We start from the raw sequence: 12615 nt of genomic DNA, 5'->3' as shown, positions 1-12615 counted from the left end.
AGCCCGGTCACATGATCGTGTGCGGCGACGACGCGCTCGGCCACCGGCTGGCCGGTGAACTGCGCGGCGTCTACGGCGAGCAGGTGACCCTCGTCGTGCCGCCCGTACGGGCCGAACGCCGGGATCCCGCGCCGCTCACCGGCCGCGGCAGGGCCTCCGGCCTCATCGGCCGCATGTCGGCGGTGATGGCCCGGACGTACGGCCCCGCCACCGGGGGCCCCGACGGACGGCCCGGCGACTTCGAACTCCCGCGGCTCATCGAGGCCGGGGAGCTCGACACCGATGTCCTCGTCGAGGCGGGAGTGGCCGAGGCGGCGGCTCTCGCGCTCGTCCACGACGACGACGAGGTCAACATCAGGACAGCCCTCGCCGCCCGGCGCCTCAATCCCCAACTGCGCCTCGTCATCCGGCTCTACAACCGCAAACTCGGCCAGCATCTCGAAGAACTGCTCGATCAGGCGGCGGCCGTCGCCGTCCCCGGTCTGGACATCGCCGCGCTCGACGCGTCCACCACCGTGCTCTCCGACGCCGACACCGCCGCGCCCGCGCTGGCGGCCACCGCCGTGGCCGGTACCAGCAAGATCGTCCGGGCCGACGGGCTGATGCTGCGGGCCGTCGAGCGCGATCCGCCCGGCCCCGGCGAGGTCGCCGACCCCGGTCTGTGCACCCTCGCCCTGCTCTCGTCCACGACCAACGACCCCGCGGGCGCGGAGGGTTCGGACAGCAGCGGCAACGACGGCCCCCGGCTGCTGCCCGACGACGACACCACCGCCGCGGCCACCGGCCGGGGCACCGTGGTCCTGGAGGCCGTCTCCCACGAGGGCGAGCCGCTGTCACGCCGCCGGACCACGGGGCGCGGCGCCCCGCTGGGCTCGCTCTTCTCCCGGCGGCTGCGCTGGTCGTTCGCGGGCATCGCCGTCGCCGTACTGGCCCTGGCCGTCGCGTCCGCGATCACCACCGACGACCACCCCCTGCACGCGACGTACATCGTCCTGCTCGACCTGTTCGCCATCGGGGACCCCGCCACCGGCGAGGACCTGGACCGTCAGGTGATCCAACTCCTGTCCGGTGTGGCCGGGTTGCTGCTGCTGCCTGTCCTGCTCGCCGCCGTACTCGAAGCGCTCGGCACGTTCCGCAGCGCGTCGGCGCTGCGCAGGCCGCCCCGCGGACTCTCCGGTCATATCGTGCTGCTCGGCCTCGGCAAGATCGGGAGCAGGGTGCTGGTGCGGCTGCGTGAACTGGACATCCCGGTGGTGTGTGTCGAGGAGGACCCCGAGGCCCGGGGCATCGCCCTGGCGCGGAGCCTGCGCGTGCCCACGGTGGTCGGCGACGTGACGCAGGAAGGGGTCCTGGAGGCGGCCAAGGTGCACCGGGCCCATGCCCTGCTCGCGCTCACCAGCATCGATGTCACCAACCTCGAAGCCGCCCTGTACGCGCGGTCCGTCAAACCGGACCTGCGGGTCGCCCTGCGGCTGTACGACGACGAGTTCGCCACCGCCGTCTACCGGACGCTGCGCGCCGCCCACCCCCGGGCACTGACCCGCAGCCGCAGCGTCTCCACGCTCGCGGCCCCCGCCTTCGCCATCGCCATGATGGGGCGTCAGATCCTCGGTGCGATCCCGGTCGAGCGCAAGGTGCTGCTGGTCGCGGCCATCGATGTGGCCGGCCACCCGAGGCTCCAGGGGCGCACCGTCGCGGAGGTGTTCAGGCCGGGCGCGTGGCGGGTCATCGCGCTGGACTCGGCGCCGCCGGGGGACCGGCTGCCCGATCTCGCGGACACCCGGCGCGCCCACGACGAGGACCGGCCCGACGGCCTGGTCTGGGATCTGGACCCCGGCTATGTACTGCGCGCCCAGGACCGTGTCGTACTGGCCGCCACCCGGCGCGGACTGGCCGAACTGATGGGCCGTCAGGCAATCAACTCACCCCGGCCCCCGGCACCGTAGGGCCGGACCGTCGATCCACGACGACCCGGTCCGACCGGCGGGACGCCGCGGATACCGGCCACCGGGTGCGTCTGTTCCCGCCGTACTGCGGACGGTGCCGGGTCACGTAAGCCTCAGTCCCCCCGCCCGTCACCCAACTGCCCTACTGTTCGGCGTCACTTCACTCGTATGACGGGAAGGCCGGGAACATGGGAAGACTCTTGCGTACGACAGTGGCCGCGGGCGCGGCCGGGGCGCTGGCCCTGGTGGGCGCGCTCGGCCAGGCGAGCGGTGCCGTCGCCGACGAACAGCTGCCGTACTCCTCTTCCACCGGGGTCGGGGTCCACAACGCGTACGAGAAGACGACCTTCCCGTATCTCGCCGACGCGCTGGACTCCGGTGCCGGAATGCTCGAACTCGACGTGTGGACCAATGTGTTCGGCGCGTCGTGGCGGGTCTCGCACAGCAACCCGCTCGGCAGCAACAGCAACTGTGTGAACGCCGCCAACGTGGGTGAACTGCGCACCAAGGCCCGCGACCAGGGCCTGCCCGGCTGCCTCAAGGACATGAAGGTCTGGCACGACGCCAACCCCGGCCACCGGCCGATCCTCGTCAAGGTCGAGCTGAAGGACGGCTTCCAGGGCAAGGGCGGACGCGGCCCCGCCGCGCTCGACGCGCTCCTGACCTCCACGCTCGGCGACGCGGTCTACCGCCCCGCCGATCTCGTGGGCGGCAGCGCGGACCTCGACAGCGCCGTGCGTGAACGCGGCTGGCCGGCGCGCTCCGCGCTCGCGGGCAAGTTCGTCTTCGAGCTGATTCCCGGCACCGTCGAGCAGCAGAACCCGCTCGACACGCTGTGGACCGACCGCGAGTACGCCACCCATCTGCGGGACCTCGCCGCCGCCGGCCGGCTCGGCGACGCGGCGGCCTTCCCCGCCGTGCTCGGCGCCGCCGCCGGGGACCCCCGGACCCGGTACGCCGACGCCTCGCTGCGGCCGTGGTTCGTCGTCTTCGACGGCGCCGCGTCCCTCTACGCCGCGGAGGGCTTCGACACCGCCTGGTACGACCAGCGGCACTACCTGGTGGTCATGACGGACGCGCACGCGGTGGCGCCCGCCATCGACGGCACGAATCCGACCGAGGCGCAGGCGCGCGACCGCGTCACGCTGCTGGCGGGGCGGCACGCGAGCATCGTGTCGGCGGACTGGTACCCGCTGCCGTCCGTGCTCGCCACGGTCGTGGAGCGCGGCGCGGGGAGGTAGACGGGGCCGCGGACGGGGCGGGGCGCGCGGTCCAGCGCGCCCCGCCGCCTCAGATCCCGGGTTCGGACGATCCGTCTTCGTCCAAGGTTTTCCCGGCCGGATCAGCGGACGGGCCGTGACCGCCGAGCACCGTCTCCAGCGTGTCCGCCTGCGACGCGGGCTTGTCCTCGCGGTGGCGCAGCACCCGCGCGAACCGCAGCGTCACCCCCGCCGGGTAGCGGGACGAGCGCTGGAGCCCGTCGTAGGCGATCTCCACCACCAGCTCCGGACGCACCCGCACCGTGAAGCCGTCGTCGGCCACGGCCAGTTCCCGCAGACGCGCCGTCTGCCACTCCAGCATGGCGTCCGTCAGGCCCTTGAAGGTCTTTCCCAGCATCACGAACGAGCCGTCCGGCCGTCTGGCCCCCAGATGCAGATTGGACAGCCGACCGGTGCGCCTGCCGTGGCCCCACTCGGCCGCCAGCACCACCAGATCCAGGGTGTGGACGGGTTTGACCTTCACCCATCCGGCGCCGCGCCGGCCCGCGCTGTACGGGGTGTCGAGCGCCTTGACCACGACGCCCTCGTGGCCCCGGTCCAGCGTCGCGCGCCAGAACGCCTCCGCCTCCGCCGTGTCGGGAGCCGTGTCCCCGTCACCGTCCCCCGCCCCGCCGCCGTCCGGCGCGGGCACCACCACCCGCCGGACCCGCATCGGCTCCGGGACCAGCCGGTCCAGCGTCGTACGGCGCTCCGCGTACGACAGGTCGAGCAGATCCTCGCCGTCGGCGGCGAGCACGTCGAAGAAGACCGGCGACAGCGGCAGGGCGGCGGCCGCCGCGCCGACGTCGGTACGGGAGCCGACCCGCCCCGCGACGTCCTGGAAGGCGTGGGGCCTGCCGTCCGCGTCCAGGGCGATGACCTCGCCGTCCAGGATGAAGCGGTCACCGTCCAGCGCCAGCGCGGCGGCCGTCACCTCGGGCAGCCGGGCGGTGATGTCGTCGAGGGTGCGGGTATAGACCCGTACGACATCGCCCCTCCGGTGGACCTGGACCCTGATCCCGTCCAGCTTCTCCTCCACACCGCACGGCGCCAGCCGCCCGACCGCCTCGGTGACGCCACCCGCCGTCTGCGCGAGCATCGGCAGTACGGGGCGGCCCACCGTCAGCCGGAACTCGGCGAGCGCTCCGGGGCCGTCGGCCAGCAGCCGCTCGGCGACGCTCTGCAGCGACCCCGCCAGCATCACGGCCCGCCGTACGGCGGCGGGCGGAGCCTGTGTCGCCCGCGCCAGCGCTTCCCCGGCGACGGCGTCCAGCGCGCCCTGGCGCACCTCACCGAACAGCAGCGCGATCAGGAATCGCTGCTCCTCCTCGGTCGCCGCGCCCAGCAGGTCCTGGACGAGTCGTCTGCGGACGGTCTGTGAGCCGGGGCCGGAGACGGCGGCGAGAGCGGTGACGACGTCGTCCGCCTCGCGGACGGTCAGCGTGGCCGTCTCCGCCGGCGGCGCGGGGTCCTTCAGCGCCTGTCTGCCGACACCGATCCGCCCCTGGGGCAGCCGGCCCGCCAGCCACGGGATGACGACCGGTACGTCGGCGGGCTCGGCCGCGCCGAAGAGTTCGGCCAGCAGGGCGATCTTGCGGGAGCGCGCCGACGTCGCGGCGACCTCCCGTGAGACATGGGCGAGCGTGGCCAGCAGCATGCGGCCCATCCTGCAACGCCTCGCGCCCGCGCGCCCTCCGAGGCGGCCGGCGCCGTGCCGGGAGCCGGCACCGCGCCCACCGGCGGGCGACGGCCGGCGCGAGGCTAACCTGGGCAGTCCGGTCGACGGCGGAGGGGTGAGGCACGGTGAGCCACGGGGACAGCGACGCCCGCACCGACGCCCACGCCCGGGCCGAGGCCGACGTCCGAGCCGACGCCCAGGCCCAGGCCGGCGCCCGCGTCCCAGCCGACGCCCGTGCTCACGCGGACCCCGGCCTCTTCGGCCCCGACTCCGTCACCTGGCAGATGCACGGCGACCCCATGATGTGGATCGCCGGCGTCCGGGCGCTCTACCTCCAGGCCCTGCACCCGCGCGCCGTGCGCGGCGTCATCCAGAACAGCGACTTCAGGAAGGACGCCTGGGGACGGCTGCGGAGAACCGCGAACTTCGTCGGCACCATCAGCTACGGCACCACCGAAGCCGCCGAGAAGGCCGGCGCCCGCGTCCGCCGCATCCACACCCGCATCAAGGTCACCGACCCGGCGACCGGGGAGCGTTACGGCGTCGACGAACCGGACCTGTTGCTCTGGGTGCACTGCGCCGAGGTCGACTCCTACCTGCACGTCCTGCGCCGCTCCGGCTTCCCGCTCACCGACGAGCAGGCCGACCGCTACATCGACGAACACCGCGAGGGCGCCCGCCTCGTCGGCCTCGACCCCGCGCGAGTGCCCGCCGACAGAGCCCAACTCGCCGCGTACTTCGCACGGGTGGGACCCGAGCTGGCCGCCGGACCCGAGGCACGGGAAGTGGACGACTTCCTGCGCCGCCCGCCCGTACACCCCCTGCTCGTCCCGGCCCGCGCCGTGCTGTGGCGGCACGTCTCCGCCCTCGCGTACGACTCACTGCCCGCCTGCGCCCACGAGTTGTACGGCAGACAAGCCCCCGGCCCACGGCGCGTGACCCGCCGTCTCGTCCTCACCGGAGTACTCCTGCGCGCCGTCCCGGGCCGGCTGCGCAGACGCATCCCACCGGGCCACATCAGGGGCGCGATGGCCAGACTCGGGCCCGACGCCCGCCCAACCCCACGCAAACTCAGGAGACAGGCTGCCAAACTCCGCAGACGGGCGGCCATACTGGACGGGCCGGGGAGGGCGCAGAGAGGCGACGGGGGCGACAGCGGGCAATGGCGGAAACGAGTCTGATCCAGGGCCGGTACCGGCTGCTCGATCTGATCGGGCGCGGTGGCATGGGCGAGGTGTGGCGGGCCCAGGACGAGTCGCTCGGCCGGCACGTGGCCGTCAAATGCCTCAAGCCGCTCGGCCCGCAGCAGGATCAGTCGTTCACCCGGGTGCTGCGCGAACGGTTCCGGCGCGAGGCGCGCGTCGCCGCCGCCCTCCAGCACCGGGGCGTCACCGTCGTCCACGACTTCGGCGAACACGACGGCGTGCTGTACCTGGTGATGGAGCTGCTCGAAGGGCGCAACCTCAGCCAGCTCCTGGAGGACAACAGACAGGGCCCGCTCGCGGTGCCCGACATCGTCGACATCGCCGAGCAGGTGTCGGACGCGCTCGCGTACACGCACGAACAGGGCATCGTGCACCGGGACTTGAAGCCCGCCAACATTATGCGGCTGACCGACGGCGCGGTGAAGATCTGCGACTTCGGCATCGCCCGCCTCGGCCACGACATCGGCTTCACCTCCAAGCTCACCGGCACGGGCATCGCGATGGGCACGCCGCACTACATGTCGCCCGAGCAGATCGGCGGCGGACCCGTGGACCACCGCAGTGATCTGTACTCGTTCGGCTGTGTGCTCTACGAGATCGCCACCGGGGTCCCGCCCTTCGACCAGGACGACGCGTGGGCCGTCCTGGTCGGGCACCGGGACACCGTCCCCACACCACTGCGGAGCCACCGCTCCGAACTGCCGGAGTTCCTGGACCGGATCGTCCTCGACCTGCTCGCCAAGACGCCGGAGGAGCGGCCGTCGGACGCCACCGCGCTCCGGCACCAGATCATCGCCGCCCGTTCCGTGTCCGGCCGGGAGGGCCGGCCGCCGGTGCCGGTGCCGGTGCTCGCGCACCCTCCGGCGGCGGACGGATCGACGCCGCACGGTGGTCCGGGCTCGCGGCTGCCCTCCTGGACGTACGGCATGACCATCGGTCACAAGGCGACCGGCTCCTCCCCGGCGCTGATCACGCCCCCGGACCACACGGCGGGGCTCACCGGCGAGTGGACCACGCCGTCGGGACCCGCGGGCCCCGCCTCCGGCGGTTACGCCCGCCCCGAACGACCCACTCCCTCGCCCGAACAGATCGCCGTGCTCAACAGCAGACACAGCGCGGGCCTCAGCCTGGGCAGACTCGGCCGCTGGGACGAGGCGGGCGAGGTGCACCGGGCGGTCGCGGCCGAGCGCGAGCACGCGCTGGGGCCCGACCACCCCGACACCCTCGGCAGCCGCTACGAGGTCGGCTTCACGCTCAGCCGGACCGGCCGGACGGCCGACGCGCTGCGGGAGTTCGTCCGCGTCACCGAAGGCCGCGAACGGGCGCTGGGCCCCGACCACCCGGAGACCCTGGCGGCACGTCAGGAGACGGCGTACGTACTGGGACAGCTCGGCCGGCACTTCGAGGCGCACGAGGTGTACGCGGCGGTCCTCGCCTCCCGCGAGCGCACCATGGGCCCCGACCACCCCGACACGCTGCGCTGCCGCCACAACCTCGCCTTCAACCTCAGCCGGCTCGGGCGCATCGAGGACTCGTACCGGATGGCGCACGAGGTGGCGACGGCCCGCACCAGGGTCCTGGGCGCCACCCACCCCGACACCCTGGTCACGCTCTACGAGGTCGCCTACGCGCTCGGCATGCTCGGCCGCTGGACGGAAGCGCTCCAGACATACCGCGACGTCGCGGCCGGCCGCGCCCACGCGCTCGGCGGCGACCACCCCGACAGCCTCGCGGCGCGCTACGAGGTCGGCATAAGCCTCGGCCGGCTCGGCCGCAGCGCCGAGGCCCTGGAGCTGTACCGGGGCCTCGTCGACGACCGCACCCGCGTACACGGCCCCGCCGACCCCGAGACGCTGCGTGCCCGCCACGGGCTGGGGGTGAACCTCGGCCGGCTCGCCCGGTGGGAGGAGGCCCTCGCGGAGTCCCGCGACGTGTGCGCGATCCGCGAACGGGTCCTCGGCCCCGACCACCCGGACACCCTCGTCAGCCGCCGCGAGGTCGCGGTCGCCCTGGGCTGGCTGGGTCGCTGGGCCGACGCCCTCGCGGTCTACCGCCGGGTGGCGGAGTCCCGCGAACGCGTCCTGGGCCCGGACCACCCCGACGCGCTCGCGAGCCGCAACGACGAGGCGCACTGCCTCGAACAGCTCGGCAGGGGCGGCGAGGCGGTCGAGCTCTACCGCCGAGTGGCGGCCCTCCGCCAACGCCGCGAGGCGGGGCGCCGCTAGGGGGTGTCCGCGAAGTCCCGCCTGGCCCGCAGCGCCTGGCACGGCACCTCGCCGCGTTGTCGGACCCGGCCGAGTACGGCAGATCCATCCACAACGCCGGTCCTCCGCCTTGCGATGCACCGCACCAGCCGCCGCGGGCCCCGCCCTACGGGCGGACGGCGCCACTTCGCGGACACCCCCCAGGCCGTGTCCGGCACATCCCGCTGAAGGTGAGCCGGTTCGCCCCGAGACGCATGAGCCACGGCCACCCGACCGTGCCCGGTGCCCACCCGCGGACGCTGACCGAGGACCGGCCCCGCGCGGTCTTCCGGCTGGTCGTCGGGCAACTGCCGGTGCGCAGGTAGTGGGTGTGGGATCGTCGATGCGGTTCCGCAGGAGCGGGTCGGGTGTGACGCGTGGCGTCCGGACAGGGGTGGGTGGCTTTGCGGGTTGTGGGCGGCCGTTACGAGTTGGTCGATTTCGTTGGCCGGGGCGGTATGGGGGAGGTCTGGGAGGGGCGCGACCGTCTGATCGAACGCCGAGTCGCGGTCAAGCTGCTGCCGCACGACAGACGGGACGCGTCCGGCGCGGAACTGTTCTTCCGCGAGGCTCGAACCGCCGGCGGCCTGAGCCACACGGGCGTGGTGACGGTCTTCGACCTGGGGCAGGACCCTGACGACGGCACCCTCTACCTGGTGATGGAGTTCGTCACCGGACGGGGCCTGGACACGGTACTCCGTGAGGACGGCGCGGCACAGATACCCACTGCCGTGGACTGGACGGCACAGACGGCCGCGGCGCTCCAGGCCGCCCATACGGCCGGAGTCGTGCACCGGGACCTGAAACCGGCGAACCTCATGGCCACCCCGGACGATCACATCAAAATCCTCGACTTCGGCATCGCCCGGTACATCGCGGCCACGCACAAGTCGAGCAAAGTGATCGGCACACTCGCCTACATGCCCCCCGAGCGCTTCGGTGATCACCCTGCCGATCCCCGCTCCGACCTGTACTCCCTGGGTTGCGTGCTCCACGAGCTTCTCACCGGAAGCACCCCTTTCCAGTCCGCGGAAGCGGTCGCGATGATGGCCGCGCACCTGTACACGGCCCCCGAGCCGCCGGGCCGGGCCCGACCGGGTGTCCCCGCCGCCCTGGACGATCTGGTCATGGCGCTCCTTGCCAAGGATCCCGACGACCGCCCCTCGTCAGCGGGCGAGGTCTGCGAACGCCTTCGTGAACTGTCTTCCTCCGCCTCCGCCTCGGCCACCGCTCCCGGTGCCGGATCACATGTGTCCGACGCGGACACGGAGACAGCCACCACCCCCTTCGCCGCTGCCGGCCCAGGTACAGCCCGAACGCAGGAACCGGCACCTGTGCCGCGACCGGCCGCGGGCACACCGCCGCCGGGCCGCCGCATCAGCCGTCGTACCGCCTTGCGGCTCGGTATCGGTGCCGGTGGCGCCGCTGCCGTCGCTACGGGTGTCGTCGCCGCGGCCAACCTGTTCGACGACCGGGACACGTCCGGTGCGGACACTTCCGATCCGCGTCTCCGGTGGCGGCACGGCGTCGGCGGCGCGGTCACATCGTCGCCCACGGTGGCTGACGGGGTGGTGTATGTCGGCAGCAGCGACGGGCGGGTGTACGCCCTGGATGCCGCCACCGGGGAGGAGAAGTGGCACTACCCCACTGCCGACAGGGTCGAGACGGCTCCGGCGGTGCTCGACGGGGTGGTGTATGTCGGCAGCAGCGACGGGCGGGTGTACGCCCTGGATGCCGCCACCGGGGAGAGGAAGTGGCACTACCCCACCGCCGACAAGCTCGAACCGGCTCCGACCGTGGCCGACGGGGCCGTGTACATCGGCGGCAGCTCCACCGTGACCTCGCTGGACGCGGCAACGGGGAAGAAGAGGTGGGCGGTCTCCCGCGATTCCGGCCTCAAGCCACCGGCGGTGGTCGACGGGGTGGTGTACATCGCGGGCTACAAGTCGATGTCCGCCCTGGACGCGGCCACCGGGGCGGAGGCGTGGGCAGTCGGCGCGAGCGACTGGGGCTTCCGCAACAAGAATGTGTGGAGCAACGAGCCGGAGGACTGGGGCTTCACGTCGCCAAGGGTGGTCGACGGGGTGGTGTACATCGGCAGCAGCAAGAGGGTGTACGCCCTGGACGCCGCGACCGGCAACAGGAAGTGGGACTTCAGCACCTTCGACTGGGTCAGGTCGTCGCCGACTGTGGCCGACGAGGTCGTGTACGTCGGTAGCAACAGCAAGAGGGTGTACGCCCTGGACGCGGCGACCGGCAACAAGAAATGGGCGTTCGGCACCGGCGACAGGGTCGAAGGGAGGCCGACCGTGGCCGACGGAGTCGTGTACGTCGGCAGCTCGGACCAGAGCGTGTACGCCCTGGACGCGGCCGACGGCAGCAAGAACTGGAGCTACGCCACCGGCGGCAAGGTCCGATCGTCGCCCGCGGTGGCCGACGGGGTCGTGCACGTCAGCAGCTCGGACCACAACGTGTACGCCTTGGAAACCGCCATCAGGGACAGCCCGGCGTAACTTGTCCAGGAACCCCTGGACGTCGGCACGGCGGTGCCGCTCAGAAGCCGTGACGGACCATCCCGGCTTTGGTGACGGCGCCGTGCTCCAGGCCCTGGGCCTTGAGGATGTCTGCGTACTCACCGTTGGTGATCAGCTTGTCCAAGGCCTTCATCAGCGCGTCGCGCAGGGCAGTGTCCGAGCGGTCCACGGCCATGCCCAGCGGGATGTCATCGGTGAGGTCGGCCTTCGACCGGATGTCCTGAGCGGTCTCCCACGGGGCGACGACGGCGTATCCGATGTCGAGGTAGTGAATGAGGGCCATGTCCCGCTCCTCCCCGCGGCCGAAGTCGTCCGGGGTGCCCGGCATGAGCACGTCGAAAGTTTCCGAGGGTGGACCTGGGTGCAAGTCGTACTCGTTCTCCCGGTTCAGGAGGCCGCTGACCATGTCGCTCGGGCCGTCGACGTCGAAAAGCTCCACCTTCAGGCCGAGTTCATCGCCGAGTGCGCGCGCCAGATCGGGGCCGATGGTGGGGGTGTCGCCGTCGGACGGGGGTACCGTGCCGTCGTTCACCGCGACCTTGAGGGTTCCGGGTTCCCAGAGACCGAGTCTGTTCGGTGGGGCGCTGCCGCTGCTCGGGTCCGCCGAACCTTCCGCGTCGTCAAACGGGCCGTTGACGAGGTAGACCGCCGTTGCCGTCACTGCCACCGCCAACACCGCCGAGCCGGCGGTCAGCCAGGTCCGCCGGCGCCGGAGCGGCGGCGAAGGGGAGGGCGACGAAGAGGGTGGTGCGGCAGACGGGGTGTCGGGTTCGGGCGCCGGGGCGGTGGCCCTGACGGTCGGGGCGGGTGGACCGGCCTGCGGGAGCCGCACGGTCGGTCCCGTGCCCTCCGCGACGGCAGCCAGCATCGCGTCGAGCCGTTCGGCCGAGGGCCGCTGCGCCGGATCGACGACGAGGAGTTCCCTCAGCACGGAGGCCAGGGCCCCGGCCCGGACGGGCGGTGGTATCTCGCCGTCAAGGACGGCCGCCATGGTGGCAAGCGCGGTCGGCCGTCGCATGGGGCTGTGGCCCTCCATGCAGACGTACAGGGTGATGCCCAGCGACCAGAGGTCCGAGGCGGGATCGTCGTCCTTGCCTCTGATGCGTTCGGGTGCGATGTACTCGGGCGTACCGATCAGCTCACCGGTCGCGGTCAGCGCCGCGGACGCGCCCGTGGCGAGGGCCGGGTCGGTCCGCTGGAGGGCCGCGATGCCGAAATCGGTGAGTACCGCGGTGCCGTCCGGGCGCAGCAGCACGTTGGCGGGTTTCACGTCGCAGTGGCAGATACCGGCGGCGTGTGCGGTGCGCAGCGCGGCCAGCACCTGTCGGCCGATACGAGCGCCTTCCCGCGGCTCCATCCGCGTCCCCTGGTCCAGGCGATCAGCCAGGCTGCCGCCCGGCACCAGCTCCATCACGAGCCAGGGGAAGGAGCTTTCGCCGTCCTCCACGACATGATGGACGGTCACTACGTGCGGGTTGCTGATCCGGGCCAGTGCGCGGGCCTCACGCAGCACGCGTTCGCGCAGCACTCCGGAGGCCCCGGCGCCCCCGGGAGCGAGATCCGGAGCCGGTGGGGTGACCTGCTTGACGGCGACCTCGCGGTGCAGCACCAGATCACGGGCCCGCCACACGGTGCCCATGCCGCCGCTGCCCAGCCGCTCCACCAACTCGAAGCGTCCGTCTATGACTTCACCGCTCTGGCCTTCGACCATGTGTGCAGAGTAGTGGGCCCGTCCGTGCCTTCAGCACCG

General features: G+C 72.7%; 8 protein-coding genes. 6 read left to right on the top strand and 2 right to left on the bottom strand.

The window, feature by feature from the left end:
* The first annotated feature begins 11 nt into the window (after positions 1-11).
* Both GXP76_RS02690 and GXP76_RS02685 read left to right on the top strand, forming a co-directional pair.
* Positions 12-1946, top strand: coding sequence for a potassium channel protein (locus tag GXP76_RS02690; protein ID WP_242569757.1), 1935 nt, complete (start codon positions 12-14; stop codon positions 1944-1946).
* A gap of 188 nt (positions 1947-2134) precedes the next feature.
* Positions 2135-3187: a phosphatidylinositol-specific phospholipase C domain-containing protein gene (locus GXP76_RS02685; protein WP_242569756.1), complete on the top strand. Its 1053-nt coding sequence runs from the start codon at positions 2135-2137 to the stop codon at positions 3185-3187.
* Positions 3188-3236: 49 nt separating this feature from the next.
* Here GXP76_RS02685 and GXP76_RS02680 read toward each other — a convergent pair whose 3' ends face one another.
* Positions 3237-4862, bottom strand: a complete 1626-nt coding sequence (locus GXP76_RS02680) for an ATP-dependent DNA ligase (protein WP_242569755.1) — start codon at positions 4860-4862, stop codon at positions 3237-3239.
* A gap of 305 nt (positions 4863-5167) precedes the next feature.
* Here GXP76_RS02680 and GXP76_RS02675 point away from each other — a divergent pair, with 305 nt between their 5' ends.
* The 4 genes from GXP76_RS02675 (at position 5168) to GXP76_RS02665 (ending at position 10844) form a co-directional block, all read left to right on the top strand.
* Positions 5168-6064 carry an oxygenase MpaB family protein gene (locus GXP76_RS02675; RefSeq protein WP_242569797.1) on the top strand — a complete coding sequence of 299 codons (897 nt, stop codon included), beginning with the start codon at positions 5168-5170 and terminating at the stop codon, positions 6062-6064.
* Positions 6046-8313, top strand: a complete 2268-nt coding sequence (locus tag GXP76_RS02670; RefSeq protein WP_242569754.1) for a serine/threonine-protein kinase — start codon at positions 6046-6048, stop codon at positions 8311-8313. Before GXP76_RS02675 ends, GXP76_RS02670 begins: the two co-directional genes overlap by 19 nt.
* A 209-nt stretch (positions 8314-8522) precedes the next feature.
* Positions 8523-8657, top strand: coding sequence for a hypothetical protein (locus GXP76_RS35500; RefSeq protein WP_277992909.1), 135 nt, complete (start codon positions 8523-8525; stop codon positions 8655-8657).
* A gap of 105 nt (positions 8658-8762) precedes the next feature.
* Entirely contained in the window at positions 8763-10844 is a 2082-nt protein-coding gene (locus GXP76_RS02665; RefSeq protein WP_242569753.1) for a PQQ-binding-like beta-propeller repeat protein, read from the top strand.
* Positions 10845-10884: 40 nt separating this feature from the next.
* Here GXP76_RS02665 and GXP76_RS02660 read toward each other — a convergent pair whose 3' ends face one another.
* Positions 10885-12576 (bottom strand): serine/threonine-protein kinase, encoded by a 1692-nt coding sequence (locus tag GXP76_RS02660; protein ID WP_242569752.1) that lies wholly within the window; start codon positions 12574-12576, stop codon positions 10885-10887.
* Positions 12577-12615 lie beyond the last annotated feature (39 nt).

Source organism: Streptomyces sp. NP-1717, from assembly GCF_022695985.1.
In the GTDB taxonomy this organism is placed as follows: domain Bacteria; phylum Actinomycetota; class Actinomycetes; order Streptomycetales; family Streptomycetaceae; genus Streptomyces.
Note: the sequence above shows the minus strand (reverse complement) of the source record. Positions and strands in the feature narration are given on the sequence as shown.

What these genes read in the sequence shown, in the direction of transcription:
- GXP76_RS02690 (WP_242569757.1), top strand. Translation starts at nt 12, where the DNA reads ATGATCGTGTGCGGCGACGACGCGCTCGGCCACCGGCTGGCCGGTGAA.
- GXP76_RS02685 (WP_242569756.1), top strand. Translation starts at nt 2,135, where the DNA reads ATGGGAAGACTCTTGCGTACGACAGTGGCCGCGGGCGCGGCCGGGGCG.
- GXP76_RS02680 (WP_242569755.1), bottom strand. Translation starts at nt 4,862, where the DNA reads ATGCTGCTGGCCACGCTCGCCCATGTCTCACGGGAGGTCGCCGCGACG.
- GXP76_RS02675 (WP_242569797.1), top strand. Translation starts at nt 5,168, where the DNA reads ATGCACGGCGACCCCATGATGTGGATCGCCGGCGTCCGGGCGCTCTAC.
- GXP76_RS02670 (WP_242569754.1), top strand. Translation starts at nt 6,046, where the DNA reads ATGGCGGAAACGAGTCTGATCCAGGGCCGGTACCGGCTGCTCGATCTG.
- GXP76_RS02660 (WP_242569752.1), bottom strand. Translation starts at nt 12,576, where the DNA reads ATGGTCGAAGGCCAGAGCGGTGAAGTCATAGACGGACGCTTCGAGTTG.